Origin of the sequence: uncultured Sulfitobacter sp. (genome assembly GCF_947499945.1) — a bacterium.
Taxonomy (GTDB): domain Bacteria; phylum Pseudomonadota; class Alphaproteobacteria; order Rhodobacterales; family Rhodobacteraceae; genus Sulfitobacter.
The window spans coordinates 14,773-40,792 of record NZ_CANMQD010000001.1; the positions used below are offsets into that span (position 1 = coordinate 14,773).

Annotated in this window: 26 protein-coding genes and 2 pseudogenes; 21 read left to right on the forward strand and 7 right to left on the reverse strand. The window is 50.8% G+C overall.

The annotated features are described in order from the left end of the window. Positions 1–8 precede the first annotated feature (8 nt). The 6 genes from Q0775_RS00060 (at position 9) to Q0775_RS00085 (ending at position 8,210) form a co-directional block, all read left to right on the forward strand. Positions 9–1,883, forward strand: a complete 1,875-nt coding sequence (locus tag Q0775_RS00060; RefSeq protein ID WP_298856927.1) for an ATP-dependent helicase — start codon at positions 9–11, stop codon at positions 1,881–1,883. Between the two features lie 330 nt (positions 1,884–2,213). Then, positions 2,214–3,911 (forward strand): site-specific integrase, encoded by a 1,698-nt coding sequence (locus Q0775_RS00065; RefSeq protein WP_298856929.1) that lies wholly within the window; start codon positions 2,214–2,216, stop codon positions 3,909–3,911. A gap of 86 nt (positions 3,912–3,997) precedes the next feature. Next, positions 3,998–5,188, forward strand: a complete 1,191-nt coding sequence (locus tag Q0775_RS00070) for a DUF262 domain-containing protein (protein WP_298856931.1) — start codon at positions 3,998–4,000, stop codon at positions 5,186–5,188. Position 5,189: 1 nt separating this feature from the next. Next, positions 5,190–6,236 carry an MAE_28990/MAE_18760 family HEPN-like nuclease gene (locus Q0775_RS00075; RefSeq protein WP_298856933.1) on the forward strand — a complete coding sequence of 349 codons (1,047 nt, stop codon included), beginning with the start codon at positions 5,190–5,192 and terminating at the stop codon, positions 6,234–6,236. Between the two features lie 428 nt (positions 6,237–6,664). Beyond that, on the forward strand, positions 6,665–7,786 hold the full coding sequence (locus tag Q0775_RS00080) for a plasmid recombination protein (protein ID WP_298856935.1): 1,122 nt from the start codon (positions 6,665–6,667) through the stop codon (positions 7,784–7,786). Between the two features lie 229 nt (positions 7,787–8,015). Then, on the forward strand, positions 8,016–8,210 hold the full coding sequence (locus Q0775_RS00085; RefSeq protein ID WP_298856937.1) for a hypothetical protein: 195 nt from the start codon (positions 8,016–8,018) through the stop codon (positions 8,208–8,210). A gap of 669 nt (positions 8,211–8,879) precedes the next feature. Here the strand turns inward: Q0775_RS00085 and Q0775_RS00090 are convergent. The 3 genes from Q0775_RS00090 to Q0775_RS00100 form a co-directional block, all read right to left on the reverse strand. Continuing rightward, on the reverse strand, positions 8,880–9,284 hold the full coding sequence (locus Q0775_RS00090; RefSeq protein WP_298856939.1) for a hypothetical protein: 405 nt from the start codon (positions 9,282–9,284) through the stop codon (positions 8,880–8,882). Between the two features lie 397 nt (positions 9,285–9,681). After that, entirely contained in the window at positions 9,682–10,059 is a 378-nt protein-coding gene (locus Q0775_RS00095) for a MerR family transcriptional regulator (protein ID WP_298856941.1), read from the reverse strand. An 11-nt stretch (positions 10,060–10,070) separates the two neighbouring features. Next, a complete protein-coding gene (locus Q0775_RS00100) occupies positions 10,071–10,373 on the reverse strand; it encodes a hypothetical protein (RefSeq protein ID WP_298856942.1) in 303 nt (100 codons plus the stop codon). Between the two features lie 742 nt (positions 10,374–11,115). Between Q0775_RS00100 and Q0775_RS00105 the strand changes: the two genes are divergently transcribed. After that, a complete protein-coding gene (locus Q0775_RS00105; protein WP_298856944.1) occupies positions 11,116–11,406 on the forward strand; it encodes a hypothetical protein in 291 nt (96 codons plus the stop codon). Positions 11,407–11,498: 92 nt separating this feature from the next. Then, complete coding sequence (locus Q0775_RS00110) at positions 11,499–11,861, forward strand: VTT domain-containing protein (RefSeq protein WP_298856945.1); 363 nt, start codon at positions 11,499–11,501, stop codon at positions 11,859–11,861. 50 nt (positions 11,862–11,911) lie between these two features. Here Q0775_RS00110 and Q0775_RS19950 read toward each other — a convergent pair whose 3' ends face one another. After that, the gene (locus tag Q0775_RS19950) at positions 11,912–11,977 is read right to left on the reverse strand and encodes an integrase core domain-containing protein (RefSeq protein WP_366863415.1); all 66 of its coding nucleotides are present in this window, start codon (positions 11,975–11,977) and stop codon (positions 11,912–11,914) included. 209 nt (positions 11,978–12,186) lie between these two features. Here Q0775_RS19950 and Q0775_RS00115 point away from each other — a divergent pair. Then, a pseudogene (locus Q0775_RS00115) lies at positions 12,187–12,303 on the forward strand (integrase); the annotation flags it as partial. A gap of 275 nt (positions 12,304–12,578) precedes the next feature. Here Q0775_RS00115 and Q0775_RS00120 read toward each other — a convergent pair. Continuing rightward, positions 12,579–13,520: pseudogene (locus Q0775_RS00120) on the reverse strand (PhzF family phenazine biosynthesis isomerase). Positions 13,521–13,564: 44 nt separating this feature from the next. Here Q0775_RS00120 and Q0775_RS00125 point away from each other — a divergent pair. The 7 genes from Q0775_RS00125 to Q0775_RS00155 all read left to right on the forward strand — a co-directional run bounded on the left by Q0775_RS00125 (position 13,565) and on the right by Q0775_RS00155 (position 18,606). Continuing rightward, positions 13,565–13,879 carry a metalloregulator ArsR/SmtB family transcription factor gene (locus Q0775_RS00125; RefSeq protein WP_298856947.1) on the forward strand — a complete coding sequence of 105 codons (315 nt, stop codon included), beginning with the start codon at positions 13,565–13,567 and terminating at the stop codon, positions 13,877–13,879. A 54-nt stretch (positions 13,880–13,933) separates the two neighbouring features. Beyond that, the gene (locus Q0775_RS00130; RefSeq protein ID WP_298856949.1) at positions 13,934–14,986 is read left to right on the forward strand and encodes a permease; all 1,053 of its coding nucleotides are present in this window, start codon (positions 13,934–13,936) and stop codon (positions 14,984–14,986) included. Further along, a complete protein-coding gene (locus Q0775_RS00135) occupies positions 14,983–15,450 on the forward strand; it encodes a universal stress protein (RefSeq protein ID WP_298856951.1) in 468 nt (155 codons plus the stop codon). The genes Q0775_RS00130 and Q0775_RS00135 overlap by 4 nt, the downstream gene beginning before the upstream one ends. A 98-nt stretch (positions 15,451–15,548) precedes the next feature. After that, positions 15,549–16,244, forward strand: a complete 696-nt coding sequence (locus Q0775_RS00140) for a LuxR family transcriptional regulator (protein ID WP_298856953.1) — start codon at positions 15,549–15,551, stop codon at positions 16,242–16,244. Positions 16,245–16,409: 165 nt separating this feature from the next. After that, positions 16,410–16,814 (forward strand): nuclear transport factor 2 family protein, encoded by a 405-nt coding sequence (locus tag Q0775_RS00145; RefSeq protein ID WP_298856955.1) that lies wholly within the window; start codon positions 16,410–16,412, stop codon positions 16,812–16,814. Positions 16,815–16,858: 44 nt separating this feature from the next. After that, on the forward strand, positions 16,859–17,239 hold the full coding sequence (locus Q0775_RS00150) for a VOC family protein (RefSeq protein WP_298856957.1): 381 nt from the start codon (positions 16,859–16,861) through the stop codon (positions 17,237–17,239). A gap of 890 nt (positions 17,240–18,129) precedes the next feature. Then, the gene (locus Q0775_RS00155) at positions 18,130–18,606 is read left to right on the forward strand and encodes a hypothetical protein (protein WP_298856959.1); all 477 of its coding nucleotides are present in this window, start codon (positions 18,130–18,132) and stop codon (positions 18,604–18,606) included. A 269-nt stretch (positions 18,607–18,875) separates the two neighbouring features. Here the strand turns inward: Q0775_RS00155 and Q0775_RS00160 are convergent, their stop codons facing one another. Continuing rightward, positions 18,876–19,166: a hypothetical protein gene (locus Q0775_RS00160; RefSeq protein WP_298856961.1), complete on the reverse strand. Its 291-nt coding sequence runs from the start codon at positions 19,164–19,166 to the stop codon at positions 18,876–18,878. 90 nt (positions 19,167–19,256) lie between these two features. Between Q0775_RS00160 and Q0775_RS00165 the strand changes: the two genes are divergently transcribed. The 5 genes from Q0775_RS00165 to Q0775_RS00185 all read left to right on the forward strand — a co-directional run bounded on the left by Q0775_RS00165 (position 19,257) and on the right by Q0775_RS00185 (position 24,390). Then, entirely contained in the window at positions 19,257–19,670 is a 414-nt protein-coding gene (locus Q0775_RS00165) for a hypothetical protein (protein ID WP_298856963.1), read from the forward strand. Positions 19,671–19,716: 46 nt separating this feature from the next. Then, positions 19,717–21,834, forward strand: coding sequence for an AAA family ATPase (locus Q0775_RS00170; protein WP_298856965.1), 2,118 nt, complete (start codon positions 19,717–19,719; stop codon positions 21,832–21,834). A 1,030-nt stretch (positions 21,835–22,864) separates the two neighbouring features. Beyond that, positions 22,865–23,089, forward strand: coding sequence for a hypothetical protein (locus Q0775_RS00175; protein WP_298856968.1), 225 nt, complete (start codon positions 22,865–22,867; stop codon positions 23,087–23,089). A 33-nt stretch (positions 23,090–23,122) separates the two neighbouring features. Then, positions 23,123–23,533, forward strand: coding sequence for a hypothetical protein (locus Q0775_RS00180; RefSeq protein WP_298856969.1), 411 nt, complete (start codon positions 23,123–23,125; stop codon positions 23,531–23,533). 374 nt (positions 23,534–23,907) lie between these two features. Continuing rightward, complete coding sequence (locus Q0775_RS00185; protein WP_298856971.1) at positions 23,908–24,390, forward strand: hypothetical protein; 483 nt, start codon at positions 23,908–23,910, stop codon at positions 24,388–24,390. Positions 24,391–24,797: 407 nt separating this feature from the next. On the opposite strand, the gene Q0775_RS00190 is transcribed toward Q0775_RS00185, so the two are convergent. Next, positions 24,798–26,003: an MFS transporter gene (locus Q0775_RS00190; protein ID WP_298856973.1), complete on the reverse strand. Its 1,206-nt coding sequence runs from the start codon at positions 26,001–26,003 to the stop codon at positions 24,798–24,800. Positions 26,004–26,020: the final 17 nt, after the last annotated feature.

Below are 26,020 nucleotides of genomic sequence, written 5' to 3' on the forward strand. Positions count from 1 at the left end.
GGTTCGTTTTGCCAAATGAATGGTGCCCAAGCGATGGCATCCAACTCGATCGAGACAGTTTAGATGTCGTTCGCAGTCCGATATCCCAAGCTGTTCAAGCAGGTCCAGGAGCCGGGAAAACAGAACTACTGGCACAAAGAGCAGCATTTCTATTGCAGACGAATACCTGTCCCGCACCAATGAAAATTTTGGCCATTAGTTTTAAGCGAGACGCTGCAAAAAACTTGAAGGAGCGTGTAGCAAAAAGAGTGGGGTCAGAGCTTTCGGGACGTTTCGATTCTTATACCTTTGACGCGTTTGCAAAAGGAATTTTGGACCGCTTTCGTGAGGGTTTGCCCGACTGGGTTCAGCCCGATCGCAACTACGAAGTTGCGTTTCCAGACTGGCGAATATGGAAAGAATTTGGTGACCGGCCCAACCTGAAGGCACCCTTTAGTCAGGAAACCTTTCATCAAGACACTGTGAAAAATAGTCACGCTTACTTGGGCAGCGCGCCATCACCTTTTCCAATGAGAAGACCGGAGCCAGTATCAGCCGTAGAAGCAATGACTCTTAGCTGGTGGTCAAGTCAGCTCTCAAGAACCCCTCAAACGCTTACTTTTGATATGGTTAAGGCGCTTGCGCATACAATTATCCACCTCAACCCGCCTATCAAGAGTGCGTTCCTAAACAGTTACACCCACGTATTTCTGGATGAGTTTCAAGATACAACCTTACCGCAGTACGCCTTGCTGAAGGAAATATTTGGTGGATCGAAGTCAATTTTGACTGCAGTTGGAGACAACAAACAACTGATTATGACATTTGCAGGAGCGACAAGTGAACGATTTCGGCAGTTCTCGACTGATTTCAACGCTCAGGATGTAGCCCTAGCATCCAACTTTAGATCCAATCAGCGGATCGTGGATATTGTGAATTCAATGGCAAAGGCAATTGTGCCCGATTCAATCACTGTCAATTGTTCGAAAACGGCTGATCCAATTCCAACCGTTTCTGATGGCATAGTAGTTTTTCCAAGCGATGATGATGAGCGCAAGGGTCTTGCTGAATTCATCCTTCGCGAGATCAAAAATGGCTGTTTGAATGCCAATGATTTTATTATTTTGGTCAGGCAAAAGGCGGATGAACACGAGAATGATGGCCTTAGAGCAGCTTTTGAAAAAGAAGGCTTAGCGCTCAGAAATGAAGCGCGAACCATCGGTGAAAGTGGTATTTCGTTACAGGATCTATCTTCAGAACCATTGGCCCAAGCAGTTGTTCTGTTTATTCAAGTTGCAACCGGTGATCGTCGATATCGGGCCTATCCCGATCTCGTTCAACTGATGTCTACTTCGCATGGCTCAATGGGTGAACGAAGCGCAGAGCAGTTTGGACTTGAGCAAATATTGCGAAAGGCGACAAAGGCGTTTCATGAGTTAGCCACGTCATCCGATGGCTCATTCTCTTGGGATGTCATGGTCAATTTGATCACAATGCAACTCGGAGAGGACAAGCTTCGTAGGTTAGCCCAAGAATATAAGAACCCTAAACGGGTTTCCAAAATCAAAAACGGCATCTCAGCATTTCTTGCTGAATGTTCAGAGGGAGCTAAAACTTGGCAGGAAGTTATCGATAGGTATCAAGGCATCAATCAGGTTCGCCTGATGACAGTTCATAAAAGTAAAGGACTGGAGGCGCACACGATCATTTTCTTCTCCCTAAAGGATCGCTCATTTTACTATAAAGCGGATATAGATGAAGAAGCACTGGCATTTTTTGTCGCTGTATCCCGGGCAGAGCAAAGAGTGTTTTTTACAAGAGGTCGCGGCGGGATCGTAAAATTGAAGCCGCTCTATGAGCTACTGACACAGGCCGGCGTTCCAAACATCCTTGAATTTCCATAGAGGGGGCGAATTCTTACCCCGCCGACTGTATTTTGCGCCAGCAGCGAAAGTCTGATTTCCGCCCGTCATGTCGACTTCTCTTGCTTGCCTCAATACCGAATGTGTCATACTGAATAGTCATATATTCACTTTCACGACACCGAAGAGACTTGAAATAACAAAGCAACATCAGGCACTTATGAGATGTTAGCTCCGACCCCTACCGTCGGAGCCATTTCCCTCATAAGCACTTGTTATATAAGCCCTTATGAGGGAAATGGTCTTTAACTGCGGCACCGCAGTGTTCCACCACCTCAGCCATTTGCGTTCCATCCGTTTTTAGAGAACGGAATGATGATGAACACACAGCCCCACCTTTCGAAACGCGGCGACGTTTACCAATGGCGGCGCAAAACCAGACGCTTTTCCACAGGAAACATCGATATCAAGCTCTCCTTAGGGACGACAGATCGCCAGCAAGCGCATATCCTGGCTCGGAAAGTCAGTGCAGAGAGTGATATGATCATGGAGCAAATTGTTGGAAGTCGGATCACACCAGAACATGGTCGGGCGTTTCTGTCTGAGGTGATCCGTAAAGAACGGGCGAAGATCGCACAGCTTAGCTTGCTCAGCCGCGTGGACAGCCTTGATCCGGTAGATGATGCCCGCCACGATGCCGCTATGGCCGAGGCATGGCAACGTGTCTCGTCGCATGGCATTAATCACAACGTTTCGGAAGAAGCCTCCGATCTGGTGCGCGATAATATCGATTTGATCCGCAGTGATCTGAGCAGCCATCCCCGTAGGCAGGCAATCCTGCGGGTTCTCCAAGAACAAACAGGGCAGGATCAGTTGTCAGCGCTGGAATATATCCAGGTTATGGACCTGTTTGTGTCCGGAAAAGCAGAAGCGTGGGCCGATGACCGCCCCAAAGAGGCCCTGACGACCAAGGCATTGCCTGGTGCGCCCAATAGTGACCCCGCCCTGCCCTCTTCTACCCTGCGGGCCATCGTTGAGCGAATGAACGCCATCAAGCGCACTGAAGGCATCGAGGAAAAGACGCTACGCCAATACCTGAGCTTTGCGGCGCTGTTCACGATGCTAACCGGACATGACGACATTACCCAAATCCGCCAACCTGATGTGAAGGCCTTCCGCGCCGACCTCGCCCAGATGCCGAAAAGTTGGGGTAAAAGCCCCAAGGATCAGGCTTCAACACGCGACGAGGTAATGGCGAAAGCTGCTTCTCTTCCCCTTGATAGGGTTGGCCTGTCAGTCGGAACCATCAACCGCCACCTTGATCACCTCAATCAAATTGCCGATTGGGCGCGGGATGAAGGCTTGGCCGTTGACCTGAATCTGAAGCCTGCCAAGCTGCGCCGCAAAGAAACAGTCCGCGCCCGTGACAAACGCGATGCCTTCTCCGTCGAGCAGCTCCATGTGGTTTTTCAAAACCCTGTCTGGACCGGCTCACATTCGGAGCATCACCAGACGAAACCCGGACAAGAAGTCTTCAAGAACGGCATCTACTGGTGCCCCTTGATTGGCGCATATACGGGAGCACGCAGAGAAGAAATCGCGGGCCTTGCCCCATCTGACATTGTCGAAAGTGATGGCGTTGCCTGCTTCTCAATCGAAGATTCAGAGCTGCGTCGGATCAAAAACCTGTCTTCACGCCGTTTGATCCCCGTCCATTCCCACCTGATTGATCTTGGCCTTTTGGATCATGTGCAAAGGGCGGAGCGGAACCAACAAAACTGCCTCTTCCCCGAACTATACGAAGCTGGAAATGACGCGTTTGGCCGCAAGGTGGGCCGTCGCATGCGTCAAATCATTGATCAACAACTCGGCGCGAAAGGCGAAAAGCTCTCGTTCCACAGCCTGCGGCACTATGTGCAGAACGAACTTGATCATGCAGGCGTTGATGACAAAGTTGTTCGCGATATCATCGGACACGAAGGCAAAGACATCCACGATAAGGTCTACCGGAAGCCGTCACTACCACCCACACTTAATCAGGCCATCAATACGCTCCCAAAAATCAACTGAATTCAACCGTAGGCAAAGGCGACTTGCCATACACTTCGCAACATCTGTAGTCATACTGCAGTGAGTGGCAAATTGAGGTCTTGAACATGTCTATGCTAATTGAAGAAACAAAAATGTGGAAGACAACCAAAGTTGAATCAAAAGCCAAACTAAGTGATGCAGAGATAAATGATCGTTACTCAAGAGGTGAAGGACGGATCGTCGTTGAAAATAACCGAGAAAAGCTACATGGTTTTGTGCAGCAACTATCCGACGATCAGTATATGGACCTTCGGCCATTCTACCAGAGGCGCCCACGATGGGATCCCGTCAGACAAAGTCGATTGATAGAATCATTTTTGATCAACTTACCTGTGCCTCCGGTTTTCCTATATGAAAGAGACTTCAACTCATATGAGGTGATGGATGGTCAACAAAGGATTACCGCTATCAAAGATTTCTACGACGGGAAATTAGCTTTGACAGGCCTTCAATACTGGCCCGAACTTGATGGTCGATACTATCATAATTTGCCAAAAACAGTAAAAGCTGGGATTGATCGGCGTTCAATATCATCAATTGTAATGCTCAAAGAGTCAGCTCCTGAAGATGAAGAAGCGCTCCTGCTTAGGGAAATTGTATTTGAACGCCTCAATACTGGTGGTGTCGCGTTAGAGCGACAGGAGATCAGAAATGCCTTATTTCAGGGTCAGTTCAATGAAACGATCATGGACCTTTCTCATCATAATACCATACGCAAAGCTTGGAAGCTTCCGTTGTTCGACCCCGAAGAGTCTGCGAAAAATGATCCTAAGCTTGTTAAGTCAAGCTTTTACCAAAAAATGGAAGATGCTGAATTAGTATTACGCTTCTTCGCACTTAGAAATGTTGATCATTACAAAAAGGGAATGCAAGGATTTCTGGACTTGTACATGTTAAAGGCAACACGTCTTGATAAAAATATCGTACAAAAATTGAAAACTCAGTTTCTATTGGTTATGGATACGGTAGAGGCTATTTTTGGTGACGTCGCTTTTCAGCCGTATCTACCTGCAAGTGATGAATTCCTTGGCAGACCACAAAAAGCATTCTTTGACGCCGTCACCGTGGGGATTGCCCGAAACCTTGATGACATTCAGATCCTAATTGATAGAAAAGATCGAATTCTGGAGCTTACGAAAGAACTATTTCGAAACAATGAGGAAGGTACATTTACGGGTCGTGGAAATACAAAAGCTGACATAAAGCAGAGAATTGATCTGTATTCTGATATGCTGGCAAGTGTCGCGGCAGAGTGAAATGTATTCAGATCAATTTGAAAAACTATGTAAAGAACTAGAATCCATTATCGCTCACTGGCAGGTGAATGCCCGGATGAGAGGTATTCTGTCTCGAGTCGAGAATAGTTTAGAATTGAGTCCCTTAGAGCACGATCTTTATGACTTAAAGCAGAGTTCTCCATTGGCAATGGAATGGCGGGTGATGGATCATTGCTCTGCGATCGCGCGCCTTTATGCAGTGTATGAGCATTACTGTGAAAGCATACTACATGACTGGCTCCACTTTTTAACATCACGCAAAACTTTCGACGAATTACCAGACAAAATAGTCAGGGATTACCCTAAAGGGTTTTCCTATATTATTGGTCTGTTGCCCAGTTCCAGATACGATCAATTATCGGTTGAGGATATGGTAGCAGGTTACAATGCAGCATTGGCTTGCAATCCCCAATATAACTTGGTGGGTGAGTGCTTAACACGCCATCGTATGAATCTTCGCTGGGAAGAGCTATCTGAAATCTATCAAAGGTTCGGAATTTCGAATGTAGCGGATTGGATATCTAAAGATGCTGAAGTCATTGATTTCTTTGCAACTGCAGGGCAACGAACCACCGAACAGATTTCGGCTAAGTTAGCGGAACTGGTGCAATACCGCAATGATGCCTCTCACGGGGCCGTCTCGGTCGATGAAATTTTGGGGCAGCAGCAATTTTTGGAGTTTGCTCATTTCATTCGCATTATATGTTCAAGTTTAAACAATTTGCATCACAGCTACGCTCTTGAGCTACTACTAGAAATAGGTGAGGCCAAAAAAGTTGGAACTGTAGCCGAGCGGTTTCGCGATAATATTGTGATATGCAAAATGGATAGCGGAACGGTATTCAAGGGGCAGAAAGTCTCATTTTTGGCTGACCGTTATTGCGTCGAGAGGCGAATTATGTCGATGCAAGTCAACGGTGTTGAGGTCCAAGCTATGAGCTTTATCGGAGAGATGGAGTTGGGGATCAAGCTCGACCAACCTATTACAAGAAAAAAAGCAGCACTACTGACAAATTCGGCGTGGTAGTGTTCATTAAAATGCACAGAACTTTCGGTATTGACCTCGTCGAACACTGGCGTTGATGAAACGCAAAATTACAGTAGATCAGTCAAGAGCCCAATATTTTTTCAACACAGAATTCACGCCTCATGCACCTTGCAAAAGGTAAATGTTGAAGGGTCCCCTGATATATTTCCAATTCGTTTTGGCCTGCGGACCACCAGCAAACAGACACATAGCTGACGCTAGGGCAAAATGCGGTTTTTTTCTGGGTTTCCAAAGGGCGAAGCGGCCTTGGCTTGGGGTTTCAAAAGGGGCAGCGCACCCCTTTGCCGGAAAGAGGTAACCTCCCCATCGGGGTGGTTAGCGCTAGTAGGTTATAAATCAAAGAAACTGATTTTGTACTTTCGCGGACTTGGCGGATCATGGGGTAACCCTCCCCAAGGAACCCAATTATGTCCGATCAAGAACCATCAAAAGCCATCTCCGTCCGTGTAAAACACACGCACCGATCCAAGTACAAGAACCAGCGCCGCCATGATCTGCGCATCGGACTTACACCAAGCTACGTCCAGGATGAACGCTCTGAGCTGAACCGTGTGCTGGTTGAGCTGCCAATGCCAGCCGCAATCACAGCACGGGCAAAAGAACTGCGTGAAAAGACCAGCCCAAGCCGTGCGTTGCGAGCAGATGCAGCCGTAGCCACTATCGGCATCATTACCTTTGGCCATGCAGCTCAACCAATCTTTGAGGCTTTGACAACGGCACAGCAAGATGAAGCGTACCTTGAGGTCGCCCAGTGCATCGCTGACGAATACGGCACAACCATTCGCGGTCTGGTCGTTCACGCGGATGAAACCGCTCCTCATGCGCATGTCGTATGGGACTGCCGTGACCATGAAGGGGTGCCGATGTCGCGGGTGATGAAGGGATCAAGGTTGCAAGATATCGCAGCTGAGGTCATTCAGAAACATGCTTCTGGTATCGAGCGAGGGGTTCGTAAATCCGTGCGCATCGCCCATGGCGATCAACCAAGCCAAATCTACAACCGTTCAGTTCAACAACTGCACCAAGACCTGCCTCTTGAACTGGAAGCCAAGCGCCAAGAGGTCAAGCAATTCAGTGATCGGGTCGATGAAATGCGGGCGCGTGTCGAAAAGCTGGAAGCGAAAGAGGCATTGAACGCGAAGGAAGCCAAACGGTTGGCAACTTACCGCAATCGCCTTGCAGCAAGGTTGGAAGAATACACCGAAGCAAAGGCAGTGCTGGCCACCATGGTTCAGGCCACTGACCAGCGGGAGGAAGCCCTGAACATCAAAGAGCGCGTTCTCGATAAGGCAGAAGAACAGATGGATGAGCGGGAAACAACAATTGATCAACGCGACACTGAGTTGTTGGTCCGCGAGAAAGAAGTCGTTCGCCGTGAAGGCATCTTGGATCGAATTACGGATGAAATCGGCAAGCTGATTAGCGACGTTGCGGATCGCCTTGGCGTCGGTAAATCACTTCGGGCCATTCGTGATCGCCTGACGTCCGTACGAAATGAGTTGGCTGATGACGGGCCATCGCTTGAGTGACGTGGCATCGCGCCTGCCCTGCCCGCTCCCAAAAATAAATCTCGGCTCCAGAAACTCTCCATTTTCCAGGGCGTTCAGCCACTCCAGCACGGGGCACTAAAAAGGGAGACATGACAAAAGGTAACATTGGACATATGCAGCACTTCGCAATGCTCGATAGCGTCTAAGTTTGAATTTCATCCAGCCAGTCATTAGGCTACCTCTGTCTTAGAGCATTGGAGAGCATCGCATGGCAGTAGGCACAGACGTAACAATCCGCGTTTGGTACGACGAAGATCAAGACGTGATTAAAATGCGCATTGATGGAGAGCTTACCAGCGTAAACAACAATCCTGAAAGCAAAAGAGGCAACCCAAGCATGTACAAAAAATTGGCAGGTGTACTTCGTGACGCAGGCGAAAAATTCCCATCTGGAGTTTTGTAAAATGAGTGATGCTAAGACGTAAGAAGCGCACTGATTATGCCATCGTACTCGCCTTAATGATCGACAGGATTGGAGATGGTTATCAAACTGAGAGAACGCCCTATGATCAGATTCGCTTGAGGTCAGGTTAATTCTTTCCTAAAAGTGTCCCACCAGACTGCGGCACCGCCGCCGGATGGACGCTTTGATAAGTCTTGTAATGCAAGGGCTTATGAGACCCGATGACATGGCTTCGATCCCTACCGTCGGAGCCATTTTACTCTTTATGTTCAATGGCATAGCCGTTTAAAAAGAAACGCAACCTCGCCACGGAAAATCTACGGAAGCATAGCGGAAGCAGGATGCTGGCGAATATTTTGTTGCTCTTTTGCAACGCAACCTAGCCAAACGAACCTTGGTACAATCTAATCAACCGTTTTTTGGCAAATTGGGCAGCGTCGATTGCACGGCAGGAGCATTGTAAACACACAACCGTCCCTTGCCGACCTTCGCGTTGGGTTAAAACGCTTTAGCGCTTCGTGACCAAGCAGCCATTCGTAGTTTGTACAGCATTCTTACCGCACAGAGGTCAGCTATGCGGACTTTGCTGCCGTCTACAATTAGAGAATATTGGCTGCTTCGCCGCGTTTCTATACTTCAAACGTAAAGTAGACGGGCTGTAAGCCAATTTCATTGTCTTTCCCCAAGCGGCATGCATTGAGCGGCAAACGGAAACACGTCATCAACCCAAGAGGCCCGTGGGTTTTGCTCACGAACATTGAGACCCGGTCTCGAAAGAATTCGCATTTGCACGCCATCGCCCACGTCAAAAAAATAGAACACGGCGTCCCACTCCCCATCAAATCGGCTGTATCTTTCGTAAGCGCCATCACCCACGCGGACGAACCTTTGCGGTTGCCCTTGCCCTTCTTCATATCGTCTCACCGCGATTTCACCGTAAAATTCCCATGTCCGTGGGCCGACGAAGGATAGGCGCTCGCAGGATAAACCAGTCAGGTCTGCAGGTTTAGATTGTGCAGGGGTGCCTGCAATCGATGCTATTGATAACAATATAAAATGGAATGCTGTTCTCATATTGGACATGCTACGAAACTCAACGTTTAAAAGAAACCATATTGACTGCCTTACAGCTCTGTCAAAAGACATGTCCGACGTGGCATTCTCTCCGAACCAATCGCACAAGCTTTGGTAGGACCGGTCAAAAGCAGACTTTCATGCGCCACGAAGCAACCGTCGCTTTCGACTCAAACGTGCCGTTCGCTGCATTGCAGAGCAACAGCAAGTGCCCGCATTGAAGCTTGTCCGCTTCCGGCCCAGAGCCGCCATTGATCAGATACCCAATTGCAGCATCGCAGCTTCTCCGAAGCAGACATTGACCCGTTAGCGCAGCATTTTCACTTGCTGGATGACGGCATCGCGGGACGAAGCTGCCCTTGATAGGAAGCCGCAAAAGGTCTGCTTCCGCCTTCCGTCAATCAACCTGTTTGCACCGAGCGGCATTCATATTGCATTCGGCAAAGTTATTACAATGACACATTTCAAGCGATGAAAGGACCTTGTCGATCCTTTTCAGTGCAGCGATCCGCTTACGAACGGTTTCGCGATGTGCGGAGGCGACTATTGCCATCTCTCCTTTGCTCCATGAGCCCTGCAAAAGGGTAGATATTTCACCCAGTGTAAGTCCAAGCGACTGTGCATCGCGAACAAACTGAATTGCACGGACATCACTCTGGGAAAACGAACGATCCCGTCCATTTCTATTTGGTTTGGGAATGATGGCTCTTTTTTCGTAGTAGCGGATTGTCGATATTGGGATTCCTGTCTGATCTGCCACATCTGATATTCTCATAAAAACACCCCTTAACGTTTCGATTTTACATAGTTCACTAACAAATACCCAAGCCCCAGCAGGGCCGAGACGATCAATGCAACTGTTGATCCTGCGCTAAGATAAGCTCCAGTTGTGATGCCGATAAAGCCTAGAGCAATGAGCACTGGAGGAACAGCACAACAAAGTGCACAAAGTACGAAGAATCCCGCCCCGAATTTTACAGTCTTAACTGTTTGAGATTTTCTTGCTCCTGCGCAGCCACAGGAAGGATCAGACGACCCTTTGGGCGAACAAGTACCAGTGCAATCAGCGATGGAAGACGCGTCGATCATATTGATCTCCTTTTGATGACCAATAAACCTCTAACCTATGAACCTTGGTTCATAGCAAGCCAAAAACCAAGGAGTAGTCCTGAAAGCCGACATCTGCGCATTACGCAGCATCATGCACTCTAGGCTCAAACCGGACTTGCGGCGGTGCGGCATGCAAATCTTGACCTTGCAGGCTTCGGCGCGACCAACCGGATGACCGGTCCCAGCCCAAAACGGACATGGCTGTTCTACACATTGGGCGGAAACCGGACTTTCGCCGCATGTGCGAAATCGAAAAGGCAGCGCGAAGAAAGCGGACGCTCAGGGCATCAGCCAGTTTTTCTGTTGTGCAAATGCGGCGAATGGCGGCTTGGAGCCCACTTTACCAGATGCTGCACAGCGCACGGACGTCCGCTTTTCAGGATGCGGCCAAAAACGTGACAAAATCAAACCGAGTTTTGCCCATGGTTTGTGACAAAAGAGTTTTTATTGTTTTCGGGCCCGTCGCCGTCAGTAACAAAAAAGACCGTTTCTAGACTCAGCCCCGAAGGGAATCCCGAGGGGAATGTGTATTCAATCCAAACCTGCGTGCGCCTTGCTCATTGTTTTTCATGGTAACCGAACCTACCTTAAGGACATAAAACCATTCGAGCGAATATCTATACCAGACGAAACATCTGATTTTGGCCAAGCTCATTTTCGAGCCACAATTGAGTTTTCTCAGATTCTTATCCGAAGCCTGATCCTCCTAAATGGTGGCGCTGTGTTGGCGATCCTCACGTTCATTGGCAACTTCGCTGAGCGCCCTGAGATGCAGGGCCAACTCGCCCAAATCTCTGGATCAATCGGCAGTTTTGTTGTCGGTTTGGGCTTGGCTCTCGTCGGCACCCTCTTGGCCTTCTTAACGATGCTATTCCAACGAGGCAGACTCGGTGAAGGCGCGTCCAAGGCTCTGCATGCAGGGGCGTGGATCGCGGGCATGCTGACGCTGATCGCAAGCTTTGTCTATTTCGCACTTGGAGCAGACGGAGCGCTAGCGGCCTTTGGCCACTAGCCAAGATGGCACTATTCCTTGCGGCCGTATTCTTAGACACATTCTTGCTCACAGGGATTGTCTTTTTCGGAGTTGCAGTCGGATCGGCGCTAATGACGGTACCCGAGACCGAATTCTTGATCCTAGCATCAGTGATTTTCTTGGGCACCACTATTGCCTCCTTTACCAACTATTTTTTGGGCAGGATGATCGCCACAAGGACCAACTGGACCCACTCGTCGATGGAGCGGCTAAAACGTCAACTTGATGGGACACTTAGCTTGTTTGCGGTTTGTGCGTTGGCAAAATTCGTTCCCTTCACTCGCCCCCTCTTCGGTGCTATCGTGGGGCTTCTTCAGGTTCCATTACAACGGCTTCTGTTTGCCGAGCTCACTGCATCGTTGTTTTGGAGCATTTATCTGGCAGCGTTCTTTGAGCTACTCCCAAATTTTTTGACAGCGTTTGGCGTTATTTAGGATACTCTTTGCACCGGCTGTTCGGGGTTGGTTGTTGTGTTTCGCTGCCATTAGACAACGGCAGGTGGTTTTCCGCCAAGCGCAGAATGTGGGCGTTTGTGATTGTAGAACTCGATCTACTTCCTGATGCCATGGGCACATACGACCGTTTTTGGGAGGGTTCACCATACCGGACATTGACGCGCATTCTATGAGCGGCAGCTTTGTCCGCGTAGCCGCCATCAGCGTGTAAAATTGAATCAACCAATCTTCGCAAGCGCAGCGAATGGCAGGAAAGAGCCCAACCCGTACCTTGCATTTTCTCGATGCGCGTGCTCGCGGCGTGGGAAACCTGCGTGCTGTTCAGCTGTCGCGAGGCCACACAAATGTTGATAGCACTGTCAGATTTTTGAGGGTCGAGAGCGAAGACGCGCTGAGCATTTCCGAGAAGATCGACATCTAAGAAGTTTGACGAACGGTAGGTGCCGTTCGTATTTTCGAAGCGGTCGTGATCGTTTGATACTTCTTACGGCCTCTCCGGGCCCAATCTGTGAAACCGTATTTCGTGTCGCTTGCGCACGTGGCACTGAAAATGCTGCAGGCATACGAATTTCAACGTTGCTTTACTGCAAATCACCAGTCAGTCACGCAAGACGCAGCGGAAAAAAAACAAGCGTATACACACATCTTGGAAAGTCAATTTTGACATCAGTCTGTGTCTTTCTCAGCAGACGAACTTTAAGGGGCATTGAACGTCATGCTAAACACCTTCACGGCATTCCCCGATATCGTCACTGATTTCGGAGAGTTACCTTCTCGTACGACATCCACATTGATCTGCCCCTTTCGGCCCATGGCAACACCTTGGACACCAGAGAACCGAAACGGTCCTTCGTCATCGGCTGCAAAACTGTGCTTTACAAGATAAGCACCCACGGGGCCGTGCGCGTTACCTGTCACGGGGTCTTCAGCTATGCCAATCGCCGGAGCAAACATACGCCCATAGACCAGATTTTCGTCAGACGTGATGCAAAAAGCGAAGTAGCCGTTGCACTTGATCTCTTTAGATATTTTCGTCAAGGCAGCCATGTCGGGTGTTAGCGCATCGACCTGTCCTTTATCGACCAGAGGAACCATGACTTTAGAATGGCCCGTTGAAACGATCTACATTGGAAAGTCATCTTGAAGGCTTCCATGCCCTTTCAGGGCCTGCACGACGCGTTTGGCAATGGCTGGAGCAAGAGGAGGTTCAAATGTGGGTGCCGCTTGCGTTATCGCAATCCACAGCTGGCCGTTCTGCGAGGTGATGCGGATTGGCATGAGGCCAGCACCGGTTTTCTGCACCAGTGTTTCATCGGTTACACCTCCCTCTAACGCGCGGACAAAATGGGCCGCGATTGCTGCATGCCCGAATGATGGCACTTCTGTCGTCGGCGTAAAAAACCTGATGCGGATGTCATGATCTGGCCCTTTGGGGCGAAAGATAAATGCTGTTTCGGAATTGTTGAGTTCACATGCAATGCGCTGCATCTGGGCCGAACTCAGACCATCAACATTGGCGATGAACCCGGCGGGGTTTCCGCTAAACGGTTGTGTAGTGAACGAGTCTATTGGTACCCTCGAAGTTTCATGGAAACGACCTTTCAAAAACGTGGCTGGGGTTTCTTTAATAAATATCAAACACCACTCTTGATTAAAACTATCTTTTTGGTTATGTAGTTTTTATGAATACCACATCTCAAACTGCACAAGCACTTGCTGCTCTAGGCCATGAAGCCCGCCTCGATGTCTTTCGCCTCCTCGTTCGGGCAGGTGAAGACGGTCTAATTGTTGGAGACATCGCAGCCCACACCAAGCTACCGCTTTCCACGCTATCACATCACCTCCGGACCCTCGTCACCGCTGGCTTGGTCAATCAGGAGCGTCGCGGACGCGAGGTTGTGAACCACGCTGACTTTGCCGCGGTACAATCTGCATTGGCTTTTTTGACTGCTGAATGCTGTCAGGGTGTTTCACTCGTTCAGGAGGATGCAGCATAATGCTTGATGCTGCTTTTCTTACTCAAATATAACTATAAAACTGGATATGACGTTATGACAGATATTTCCCAAATTCAATATGGACGTAGCGCAATGTTCGCCCGTCGCCTGTGGTCAGACTATCGCGTCTGGCTGACAGCTGCTTTCATCCTTGCACTCGTAACCCTTCTTGATCCGGTTCAAGGTGCCGCCAGCCTCGGCTTCATAGCGAAAGCGCTGATGACAACCGCACCCTACCTTTTGCTGTCAATCGGACTTGCCGCTTATGCGGGGGCCACGGGGGCCGATGGCCTGATTGCCAAGGCTTTCACGGGCGCCCCTATCGCGATGATCTTTGTGGCCGCTGTTTTCGGTGGGCTATCGCCGTTCTGCTCATGTGGTGTCATTCCGTTGATCGCAGCACTGCTTGTCATGGGCGTCCCCCTTTCAGCGGTCATGGCATTCTGGCTGGCATCGCCCGTCATTGATCCATCCATGTTCGCGCTGACGGTTGGCGTTCTTGGGTTTGAGTTCGCCGTTGCCAAGACGATAGCCGCCATCGGTTTGGGAATTTCAGGCGGCTTTTTCACACTAATCCTGACGCGGTACGGGGCCTTTGCAGATCCCTTGCGTGAAGGCGTTGGCAATGGTGGATGTGGCGCATCAAATATACGCAATCCTAAACCGCCCGTTTGGGTATTCTGGCACGACGTTGATCGCCGCGCAAAATTCACGCGCGAGGCCGTCGGCACAACGCTCTTTCTTGCAAAATGGCTCACCTTGGCGTTCCTACTTGAGTCGCTCATGGTCGCCTATGTGCCCGCCAATCTGGTCGCTCAAGCAGTTGGAGGTGAAGGCATCGGTGCAATCCTTACCGCAACTCTGGTCGGTGTACCTGCCTATTTGAACGGATATGCAGCACTTCCTCTGGTGTCAGGGCTGGTTGAACAGGGTATGGCACCCGGTGCTGGCCTTGCCTTTCTTGTCGCAGGCGGGGTCACATCGTTACCTGCGGCCATTGCAGTCTGGGCACTGGCCAAACGGTCGGTCTTCTTCCTGTACGTTGCTTTTGCACTGTCAGGATCACTGGTTAGTGGCTTGCTTTTCCAAGCATGGGTGGGATCATGAGCGCCCCCGTTAAAACCGAACCCTTCACACATATCTTGTGTTGGGTCGACGGGTCCGATGAGGCCTGCCGCGCAGCAGAGCGGGCGGCGCATCTCGCCCAAAATATGGGGGCAGACCTGACATTCGTTGCCGTCGGCAAAGAGCTTGGATTTGATGCAGGCTTCGCGGATTATGCCCAAATTGAGGGAGTGTCAGGCCCGATGCCGCCAGTCACCCAAGGCGATGTCGATGCCTGCCTGCAACAAGCTATCGCCATTTCTGCAAAGATCGGGGTTCCAGACGCAAAGCGCATGGTCACAAGCGGCGACGCGGCCGCCGCAATCTGTAGCATCGCACGATCAAGTGGCACCGACCTCGTTGTCATCCGCAGGTATAAGTCAAATCTTGTCGAACGTCTTTTAGGTGCATCCGTCGCTGATACACTGTCCGACGGATGCGGGTTTTCTGTTCTGTCGGTGGGCTAAAGGTTAAGAGCATCGCCCCGCTGCTGTACTTGAGTGAAGACCCGATAGCCTGTTTATGTTAACGGTTTTCAAACGAATTTGAAAAGACGAGGCAAACTATGGGACTGAACGGAATTACATATATATCTGATTCAGTTGAAGACTCTGTCTTATCGATCGCGCGCCAGTTTGGCGTTGATTACGTCACGCTTCATCTTTTTCGGATCGGGGATGATGCCAAAAACAGCCCATACGTCAGAACGAATTATCCTGACGCATGGGTCAGTCGATATCTGCTCAACGATTTTGTACGGATTGATCCAGTTTTGCAAAAAGCAAAAACGACAACAGAGCCATTCTGTTGGTCCACGCTCGTTTTTGAGCCTGAACATCTGGGCATGATGGAACAAGCGGTCAAACATGGTGTGAGTGCGGCAGGCTTTAGTGTCAGCCATGTCGATGACATTGGCTGTCGCAGTGTGCTGTCATTCAACGCAGAACACCCGAAAGGCAACAAAACGTGGGAACCCTTCTTGCAAGAAAACCGTGATCATCTGCGCCTTCTGGCATCGGAAATGCACGAAAAAGGTTTGTCTGAACTTTTTGATGACGGCGGCCTGCGGCCGCACTTATCACGGCGCGAAACGGAATGCCTCAAGTGGACCGCTGAGGGCAAGGTTCATACCGAAATCGCAATTATTCTCGATTTATCCGAGCACACGGTGCGTGGCTATCTCAAGGAGGCGCGCATCAAATTGGACAGTGTGTCACTCGCCCAAGCGGTGTCTAAGGCCTCATCGCTGGGACTAATCTAAGCGATCCTTCGGCGCATAGCGCCTCCTTTTCCCCACCAGAACTGACAGCCCCCTCATCTGAGGGGATTTCGACACTGATCTGTCTCACCTAACTTCTGACAGGTAGCGCACGACGCTCTCACTCTTTGAGCACTGTGCGATCAAGTCAGAAAGGGAGGTTTAACCATGACTATTCAAACTACACTTCTTACCGCGATCGAGACTTATTTTGACGCTATTCATCACTGCGACATCGAAAAGTTGAACGCAGTGTTCCACCGCCAATCCAGCCTGTTCGACGCCGACAATGGTACCGTCTTTGTGGAAACGATCGACAGCTTCAGCCGCGATGTTGCGAGCCGGCAGTCCCCAGCCAGCGCAGGTCAATCCCGCGAAGCCGAAGTGCTGATGATCGATTTTCTATCCCCGATTAGCGCAACTGTAAAAATCCGCATTCGCGCGCATCAAAGCATCTTTGTCGATCACTTAGCTTTTGTGAAGGGCGCAGACGGCTGGCAGATCGTGTCCAAAGTTTGGCATCTGGAAAGCACCTCTGATGTGGATGACCAAACAACAACCAACGCAGCCTAAAATCAGCAAATCAACACCTAAAACCACTCAAAAAGGAATATCAAATGACCAAAATGAATGCAGTCGGATGGTTCGACATTTACGTAGATGATCTAGATCAGGCCGTTGCCTTTTATCAGGAAATGCTTGGAACTAAGCTTGAACCAATGGGGGATCCAACAGGCGAGTCCCAGATGATGAGCTTCCCCGCAGAAATGAGTGCCTATGGCGCAAGCGGCGCCTTGACCAAGGCCCCCCACGGCAAACCTGGTGTCGGCGGAACGATCGTTTACTTCATGACCGAAGATTGCGCCGTACAACAAGAGCGCGCAATCAAAGCTGGTGGCCAAGTTATCAGGCCAAAATTCTCAATCGGAGATTTCGGCTGGGTCCTATTGTGCCAAGATACCGAGGGCAACATCATCGGTTTCAACTCTATGAAGTAGCATGATCACTGCCGTCGGCATTGTGGGCAACCCAACGGTTGCCCACTTTGTAAGTTAGCTTACCATAAGCCTAGAGTAGCCTTTCGTTCGCATACAGCGAAAGCAAAATTTGAAATGCGCGGCGATCTGCTTCACTGAATGGCAGCGACCACGACATAAGCTGCTTCGTAGAAAAGTAGTCGATACAAATGTGAGGAGATGCTGCGTCAGCAAGAGATGCATCTGCACATGTCCGCTTCTAATTGGATCCAGCATCGCGCAGCGAAAGTAAAATTTGGCTTTGGCCTTTACCATCTCGCTCGAACGGACGCTTTAATGAGACGTGCCGCATGGTGGTAAAAAATTCGCTGCGCTCATGAATAAATGCTGCGTCAGCGAAGGCAGCAAACCGAACGGCGGCTTTGTCCGGCACAGCAGACCTATATACAAGCTGCAGCGAAGGTCCTGTTTCCAGCGCATTGCCTCTGCTGCGATATTGGGTGCTATGAAAATCACCACAGCCCCAACCAGCAATCCTATTCTACCCATTCACCTATTTCATAACCCTTCTCTTTCAGAGATGACTTCACCAGCCTACGGATCATCTCTGGCCTACTCGGATCATCCCCCTCTTTCGCTATAAGATCGTCGATAGCGTCAAGTGTTTTGGCGTGCATGCGTACGAGAACGCCAGTTGTGTCTCTTTTTGGAGGTGCCATGGTTTTCCTGTTCAAGTGGTTAGTGATATTAATATCAAGAGCAATGCGCGTTGCAAGTTAATACAACCCAAACTCAACGTAATGCGCAATTTACATTTCAATATTGATATCAATATAATACCTAGATAGCAGATGCCGCGCCAGCTGTAACTGACACGCCATCTTAATCACAGCGATCATCAGGAGATCTCAATGACTAATTTTGCCAATAACACGCGCGCAGCGCTCCCGACTACCCCCTCCCCATTTTCCCTCAAGAATTTTGAAGAAATCTTGTTTCATATGGAGCGGACCATCTTTTTTGATGAAGAGATGCGGCATATGCCCCATCACGACCCTGTCGCAGTCGAGCGCGCTGGTGAAGAGACTGCAGATGCTTGGGTCGCTACAGAAGCATCAGCACTCGCCTTTCTCCGAGCGCATTCAGGTGCGACGGCCGTGCCGCTGCTGACAGAGACCGCACACAATTTGGTCTCCCTTCTCGACATCGAGACGGAGGATCACCCCTCTTTGTCCGAGACTATGGAACTTGCCATTGCACGTCGCTCGAAAGCAGCCCGAGGTACCGAGGTCCGGCGCCTACTCGACCGCGCAGTTCCGCTCCTTTACGGCATCGCCTCTCTGCAAGCCGCATATTTTGAGCGCGCGTTTGCTGAGATCTTGCTCTAATGGGCCGCGCTTAAAACGCGGTCCAAAGGCTTCCCCATATTAATAATCTATTGAAGGAGCACATCATGACGATGTCGCCCCCTACCCATTTTGCGCCCTTACTGCGTGTCTTTGACACTGTTCCGGTCTTTGCCGATCTTGTCCGGTTTTCGCGCTCGGCGAGTCCAACTTACCGCCCTTATAAAGGAAAAATCCCGCCAAAATGGCACTCCGCCGCCAGAAAAAAGGGCTTCACGATCACGGAATGGGTCAAAGATCGGCTACACGTTTCACTGCTGTGCCATTGCTGCAATCGGACACATGCGAAACGGGTTAGCGTAATCCTCGCACATTACCCTGAATGCCCCCATTGCATCCAGATCAGACGCGTTGAGGAAGCTGGCGCCTCGGGTGCCCGATTGCTTGGGCGTGACCCCAAGAGTCGCCACTATGGGCACTACCGCCTTGCATGCGGACACCAAGTCCAGCGCCAGTACCACCGTGTCGCACTGGCTGCGCAAGGAGGGCATGGGCTGGGATGTGAGACCTGCCGCGAACAGCGTTACAAAGAGCAAGCGCATAAGTTTGGCTGGAATCTTATTGGACCTGCGCAAAGCGGAAAGCTGGGCTATCGTAGCTTTCAGCACACCTGTGGTCAGGTGCAGGACATCATGATCGGCAACATGAACTGGGGCGACTGCGCATGCAAAAAATGCAGTTCTGGTCGTGCTTCGAAGCCCTCGTTTATCTATATTTTTCGGATCGGCCTTCCCGGACAGCCTGTCATCAAGTTGGGCTATAGCGTACGTCCTGAAAAACGCCTGCGCTATCAACTGGGCAACGACAAGAACGTAGAAACCGAGGTTTTGCGGGTCATCCACTTGCCCACAGGTCACGATGCCAGATGTGAGGAAGAGCGCGCACATAAGACGCTTGCAGCGCTGCATCCCGAGCTTGTCGTATCAAAAACCAAGTATGGCGACGGCGTCAATACTGTTGGTGAAATCTACCGACCTGAAGCCGTCGGTATCATCCACCGCTTACTCGATGAAATCAAAAAGCGATTTCCGGACATCGCTGCCTGATCCATCTCCACATCCCTTACTCACTGAACAAATAGGAGGCATGCCAATGCCCCAGCTATCTCCTGCGCGCGCCAGCGCAACCCCTTCATTTTCCATCAGCATTATGCGGATGGTCCTGCAGTTGATTTATGCAGACGCAGCAAGCTACCGGAAGCCTCTGGTACGCTTTGAAACCGACAATCACCCCATCGACAATGACGACGAGTTGATGGATTTTCCGGACATGGACAAATGTACCCCACCGGTGACTGCAACTTCCGGAACCGCCGCAGACGGTCTTAATCGTGCCGAGATCGCAGAGCGCCACGCTGCGGGACATGATCCGTTTGCGACAGGGAGCGATGGCAGCGTTCATCATTTCCTGCGCCACCTCCCAATTGACCGCATGATCTGCGCCGCCCGCTTTGCCGCTATCTTCGACAATTCGGACAAAGCCACATCGTGGATGGCCGCACGGGCCATTACCTTACTGACACTGCCCGATGACCAAGAGCGCGCTGTGTTTTCAGACAAGTTTCCGGACATTCTTGAGAAAGTCGCGAACGCCCTGCGTTGTCACAATATTCATTGGGATGGAATCGCGATTGCTGCATTGCCAGATGTGCAAACATCATCGAGCACCCGCACCCGTGCGGAATTCAAAGCCAAAATCGACAGTATGATTGCCAAAGGCGAAAGCATCATCGTGGTTGCCACCCATCTGGACGACCTACCAGTGAGCGCCAAGGTGCTCTGCAATTCTGTCATCACCTTGCCGATGCTTACTGGCGAGATGCTGATTAAACTTTTGCGCCAGACCCACTCCGTTACCGGACAAGTATCAGAGCGTGAGATCCGTGACCGCATGCCCGACGACGCTGCGCTCCAGCGCTTGCCAATGCCGCTGCTCAAAAGCTCCTTCTGTGCGGCAACAACCTTCAAAGTCGCCGATTGCCTGAGCCGTCTTTCCCGGCGCGTTGGACCCGCTCCAGCGGCTCAGGGGCCCACTCTGGATGGTATCTACCTCCCGCCCAAGGTCGACGGGGATATGGAGCACCTTGTCAAAGATCTCACACTCTGGCGCGAAGGCAATCTGGACTGGTCAGATGTCACCTCGTCATTTCTCCTCATCGGCCCGCCCGGAACCGGCAAAACCCTCCTCGCAAAAGCACTTGCTGGCTCGGCTGAAATTCCGCTCATCGAGACCAGCTATGCCATGTGTCAGAAAGCGGGACATCAGGGTGATTTTCTTCGGACACTGTCCGAAAAAGTCGAGGATGCCATCCGTAAAGCACCGTGCGTTTTCTTTTGCGATGAGCTGGATAGCTTCAGCAAACGCTCGATTTCATCCCGCAACAGCGGCTATGTCGTAGCAATCGTCAACGCACTTTTAGAACACCTGACGCGACTCAACGACACCCCAGGCATCGTTGTTCTGGGTGCCACAAATTTTCCTGAAAATGTAGATCCCGCCGTGATCCGCCCTGGCCGCTTCGACCGGCATCTGCCTCTTGATAATCCTTCCCGTGCGGGCATTTTTCGGATTTTCAAAATTGCCCTGGGTGAGCGCGCAAACAATCTAAACATTGCGAATGCAGCTGACCGCATGGTCGGCACGTCAGGCGCGCAAATTGCTGCCGTTGTCCGGGATGCGCAGGGAATTGCGCGTCATGAGAATGCCGATCTTTGCAATGCGCATTTCGAAGCCGCACTCGATAAAGTGGCACCCAAAGGCCAGTCTGAGGAACTCTACCGAGTGGCGATCCATGAGGCTGGCCACGCGGTCATCGCCCATGTCCTCGGCCTACCACTTCCAGCGATGGTTCGTGTCACAGCTCGTGGCGGAGCATATGTCGGTAAGCTTCCTTTCGCCTCGACCAAGCAGATCATTTGCGATCAGATTGCCGTCACTCTCGGCGGTAGAGCAGCAGAGGCAGTCATTCTGGGGAGCGTATCCGATGGTGCGGAAAGTGACCTTGCGCAAGCTACAGAACTCGCATTTTGGGCCCGCCACACCTGCGGCCTTTATCCAAGCAACCTCGTATCTCTCAGCACAGCCAAGCTCTCGCAACTTGATCCCCTCGCCCCGCTTGGGTCGGTCATTAATGCTGACCTCAAGAGCCACTATCTGGTCGCAAAAGGCATCGCAGAGAGCAACGCCAAGCTGATCACGCATGTTGCGTAAGCACTGTTGGAGCAGCGGGAAATGGATGGAGATGCACTGGGAGCGGTATTGGCCGCGCATATGGTTAAAAGCTGCAATCATCCAACCACTTCCCAAAGCGGGTGACCATAAATCAGTAGACCTTCCTACTGACGCAAGATATCGTTCGGGTCTCACAAGAGGTTACACACAAGGTTACACGAATACCAAAATTGACAATCATCGCGGGAAATTAAAACACTTTATATCAGTGCCTTAGGCGTAATAAGTGAATTCAACTCCGATCCCTACTGTCGGAGCCATTTTGCCTTTTAAACACCTGATTTAAATGGTACTCTTCTCTGCTAATTCTGAGAGTCAATTTATTTGCGTATATGCTGTTACTCCTTCTGCCACAGCCGCCGGTACAAGAGATGCAATCATGCATATCCAAATCATGTCTTATGAGCATCTCAAATGCCAAGAAGCTGGACCCAATCGGTGTAGGCGAATGCCGCAGGCCTTGATTGCGAGCGGCGTCAGTTGCTAGATTTGCCGTCACGCGGAGCAAATCAATCATCAGCAATTGGATGAGCAGCAAGCGATGCCCTCTTTTCATAGGCTCAGGCACAGTATGGAGGGCACACTTTGTCATGCTATGCTGGCGCTAAAAACAAATCTGAACGCAAGAGCACCGGACACAAAGGCAAGAGCATCCGCGAAAAGGTTTCGGAGATTGGCTCCCCCGCTAAACGTCTAGTCGCCAGTAAAGACCCTTGAATAACCTGACCGCGCCTACAAATCACTTTGAAGGGACGAATATTCTCGCGGGGATCAGACTGTTGCGCCCGATGGCGTTGGGCTCTGCAATGCAGAAAAGGCCGACGGTCAATGATCAACGAGAACAATAGCACGCAGTCGTCCTCCATTCTTATCCTGCACTACATTAAAAAATCACAGATTTTACAGTTCGATTGATATTTGTTAGTTTGAGCGCCTGAACACACATCGCAATAGACGAGTGTAACGGCACCTTCGATCGGTTAAGGCATCCACCGAAATGCAAGAAGTCATGTCTGATCAAGAGTTCCCAGATGATCCAAATGCAGAATACGAACTGTATAACAACTTGATCCTGCCGAGCCAAAATAAAGCATTGGACGGGAAGTATGTTCAGGATTTGCTCAACGGGACTGTTAAGTTCGAGGGCCAAACTGTCGTAATTGAAGATACAAATCTCGATGCCGCGATTGATCTTAAAGATCTGCCCAATCCGAATGAGAGCGCTATCAATTAGGGCATCGCGAACAGCGACGACTAGACGGTACCCATGAAGGATAATGGCAAGCTGCTGTACCGTAAGGGTAATGCGATGAAACGGCCCAATGATGGGCGGTTGGAGGCATCGCTTGAGACGCATGATGAATGGGACGAGTTGGACGAAGGCACAGTTTTCAAGAAACGCTATTCCATTTCAGAAGCCGAATTGGTGATGCTCCACACGATTGCAAACAATCCCAATGATCAGGTGTGCTCCGAGGATTTTGAAAACGAATCTGCCATTGATACTTTGCCAAATTATGGCATCATCGAAAACTATCTGGGCAAAGTCGGTCGGACTGTTTGCGCCCCCACTGATGACTACTATGCTGGCGATGGCACGCAATACGAAGCAGGAAGAATTCTGCGTGCAATCGGCGCAGATGCTACAGATCTCGAGCTTGGCTTTACCAACGCATAGTATGCCACCATGGATCGCGAGCCGTTCGAGCCTGAGCTTAAAGCAGACGGCACCGAATAAACACAGGATTCCGCTGTAGACTGCTGCCGGATAAATACGGTCAGGATCTGCCAAGTGTGGTCATCCTGATTGATCCTAGCAGAACGCGGCCAACCCAGAAAGCAGAAGAAAAGCACGAATAGGGCGCCGAAACGCAAACCGTGCTGAACCTGCTTGATTGGGTAACGGATGGTTAGCCTCTGAATATCAGTGTCGGTTGGCAAGACAATGCGGGATCGGTTTCCGTCAACGATTTGAACTTGACTGATGGTTTTGATGTCGCGGATTAAGTCAAAGGGGATACCAAAGCCGCTACTGTTTACAGCGCGAAGTCGGTGGTCGAGTATGATGGGATTAAAGTTCAGGCTCAGGGAACTGGCGTCATTGGCTCCGCAGGTCACGACTACCTTGTCGGCGTCGGAATCAACAGCTTCACGGGCGGTCTTGGTTCAGATTTTTTTGTCCCGTCCCATGGAACGTCACTGGCGGGTGCGATCACAAGCAGCACATTTTCCGACTTTCAGGTCGGATCTGACAAAATCGGTCTTATCGGGTTTGATGAAATGATTGATTTTGAACCGGAAGTTGTCGAAAAATCAGCCCTGATCAGCAAAGATGTTTCTGGCGATTATCTGACAGATTCTGTTGGTGGTGAATTGGTTGCAACCCCAACAACTAGAAAGGCGGCAGATGCCGTCACTGTAGAATTCTCGGAAAATACTTCGACGGGGGCAACTTTCTACCTTGAACAGCCAGAAGGCTATGATGTTAAGCACGTCCCAGAGGAAGTTACTCTTATTGCTCTTGAGGAAGGATAATGGACACTCGCTCATGGAAGCTATTTGCAGGTTGGCACTTCTGTTTCGCAAGCAGGTGCAAAGGGAACATTCCCCACCGCTGAAGAGGTGACTGGTGTCGCATTGGTCAACAGCGGCCTGCTTATCGGAACTGAAATGACATCGGATGACTTGCTGTTTGCCTAACGAGCCCGACCACACGCACCATCTGCAAGCGGTCTCACTTTGAGGTCGCCGGTTTTTTTGATAATCATATTTTGGGAGCCTTTTGAGCATCACGAGCCTGCGCCGTTGTCATCTAAAGATATGCCGGCAGTCCGAATTTGTGCCATTCAGTGTGGGTCACTCCGACAACATGACTGCCAAACGGCCTATTCCCTAAAAATGACAGCGCCTTGGGAAAATACGTCCCCCCCAAAAAACGGGATTCAGCGAGATTTCGAGGGGTTTAGGCGCGTGATCAAAGGAGCAATCGCGAGGATAAGCGCAGCAGCAATTATAAAAGGCGCTCCAGGGAAATAGATGCCTTCAGCGTTTACGAACCGCTCGAACACCCCTGTCAACGCCAGCGGTGCGATGACAGCGGCCACCGATGCCAGTGATGCAATCACCCCCTGCACCAAGCCTTGGCTATCCTCACCCACACGGTTTGCCGCAAAAGCGGTCATAAGCGGGGGAGCCATATCGGCCAGTGTCGCCAGTGGCAGAACCAGCGCCACAGCCCAAGCCGCCGTTGAGAATCCAAAGCCCAGCAGCCCGACAATAGCAGCCCCCGTGGCGAAAAGCAGCGTGTTATAGTCTCCATACCGCTTTGTCAGTTGCGGCAGCACCCCCGCCTGCACCACGGCGATCAGGATGCCATAAGCAGACAAGGTCAGGCCAATGGTAAAGCCGTCCCAGCCGAACACCTCCCGCCCCCAAAACGCCCAAAGCGTCGGATAGACCATATTGGCAAATTCAAATACGAAGATACAAACCAACGGCACCGCCAGACCCGGTATGGCAAAAGCCCTGATGATCGTACCGAAGGGGTTGAGGTCACGCCGCCCGAACGGCCTGCGATTTTCCTCTTTCAACGATTCCGGCAGGATGAATATGCCAAATATCACGTTCAGCGTGGAGAGCGCCGCTGCGATCCAGAACGGCGCCGTGATGTGCCATCCCGAAGCAACACCGCCTAAGGCAGGCCCGAATACAAAACCGATGCCAAAGGCCGCGCCGATCATTCCGAACGCCGCACCCCGCTCCTGCGGTTTGGCGATGTCAGAGATGTAGGCCGTTGCCGTGATATACGTAGCCCCTGCCATGCCCGCGATGACACGGCCCACCAGCAAAACCCAATAGGATTGCGCCATGGCCATAATCGCATAATCAAGGGCCAGCGTTGCCAAAGCGGCAATCAGTACAGGTCTGCGCCCGAAAGCGTCCGAGAGGCTCCCCACGATAGGGCCGAACAGAAACATCGCCCCCGCGTAGGCCGACATCATGATCCCCCCCCAAAGGGCCCCTTCGGCAGTTGAACTTGCCCCCACACGGTCCATTAGATCGGGCATGATCGGAAAGACGATGCCAACACCGATGGCGTCAATCATCAGCGTGGCGAGAATAAACAGAAATGGACCGTTAAGCTTCATGGCCTCACCCGACACGT

Excerpts from the sequence above, each read along its gene's own strand:
- Q0775_RS00065 (WP_298856929.1), top strand. The coding sequence starts at position 2,214 with ATGATGATGAACACACAGCCCCACCTTTCGAAACGCGGCGACGTTTAC.
- Q0775_RS00070 (WP_298856931.1), top strand. The coding sequence starts at position 3,998 with ATGTCTATGCTAATTGAAGAAACAAAAATGTGGAAGACAACCAAAGTT.
- Q0775_RS00075 (WP_298856933.1), top strand. The coding sequence starts at position 5,190 with ATGTATTCAGATCAATTTGAAAAACTATGTAAAGAACTAGAATCCATT.
- Q0775_RS00080 (WP_298856935.1), top strand. The coding sequence starts at position 6,665 with ATGTCCGATCAAGAACCATCAAAAGCCATCTCCGTCCGTGTAAAACAC.
- Q0775_RS00085 (WP_298856937.1), top strand. The coding sequence starts at position 8,016 with ATGGCAGTAGGCACAGACGTAACAATCCGCGTTTGGTACGACGAAGAT.
- Q0775_RS00090 (WP_298856939.1), bottom strand. The coding sequence starts at position 9,284 with ATGAGAACAGCATTCCATTTTATATTGTTATCAATAGCATCGATTGCA.
- Q0775_RS00095 (WP_298856941.1), bottom strand. The coding sequence starts at position 10,059 with ATGAGAATATCAGATGTGGCAGATCAGACAGGAATCCCAATATCGACA.
- Q0775_RS00100 (WP_298856942.1), bottom strand. The coding sequence starts at position 10,373 with ATGATCGACGCGTCTTCCATCGCTGATTGCACTGGTACTTGTTCGCCC.
- Q0775_RS00110 (WP_298856945.1), top strand. The coding sequence starts at position 11,499 with ATGACGGTACCCGAGACCGAATTCTTGATCCTAGCATCAGTGATTTTC.
- Q0775_RS00125 (WP_298856947.1), top strand. The coding sequence starts at position 13,565 with ATGAATACCACATCTCAAACTGCACAAGCACTTGCTGCTCTAGGCCAT.
- Q0775_RS00130 (WP_298856949.1), top strand. The coding sequence starts at position 13,934 with ATGACAGATATTTCCCAAATTCAATATGGACGTAGCGCAATGTTCGCC.
- Q0775_RS00135 (WP_298856951.1), top strand. The coding sequence starts at position 14,983 with ATGAGCGCCCCCGTTAAAACCGAACCCTTCACACATATCTTGTGTTGG.
- Q0775_RS00140 (WP_298856953.1), top strand. The coding sequence starts at position 15,549 with ATGGGACTGAACGGAATTACATATATATCTGATTCAGTTGAAGACTCT.
- Q0775_RS00145 (WP_298856955.1), top strand. The coding sequence starts at position 16,410 with ATGACTATTCAAACTACACTTCTTACCGCGATCGAGACTTATTTTGAC.
- Q0775_RS00150 (WP_298856957.1), top strand. The coding sequence starts at position 16,859 with ATGACCAAAATGAATGCAGTCGGATGGTTCGACATTTACGTAGATGAT.
- Q0775_RS00155 (WP_298856959.1), top strand. The coding sequence starts at position 18,130 with ATGACTAATTTTGCCAATAACACGCGCGCAGCGCTCCCGACTACCCCC.
- Q0775_RS00160 (WP_298856961.1), bottom strand. The coding sequence starts at position 19,166 with ATGCGCTTGCTCTTTGTAACGCTGTTCGCGGCAGGTCTCACATCCCAG.
- Q0775_RS00165 (WP_298856963.1), top strand. The coding sequence starts at position 19,257 with ATGATCGGCAACATGAACTGGGGCGACTGCGCATGCAAAAAATGCAGT.
- Q0775_RS00170 (WP_298856965.1), top strand. The coding sequence starts at position 19,717 with ATGCCCCAGCTATCTCCTGCGCGCGCCAGCGCAACCCCTTCATTTTCC.
- Q0775_RS00175 (WP_298856968.1), top strand. The coding sequence starts at position 22,865 with ATGTCTGATCAAGAGTTCCCAGATGATCCAAATGCAGAATACGAACTG.
- Q0775_RS00180 (WP_298856969.1), top strand. The coding sequence starts at position 23,123 with ATGAAGGATAATGGCAAGCTGCTGTACCGTAAGGGTAATGCGATGAAA.
- Q0775_RS00190 (WP_298856973.1), bottom strand. The coding sequence starts at position 26,003 with ATGAAGCTTAACGGTCCATTTCTGTTTATTCTCGCCACGCTGATGATT.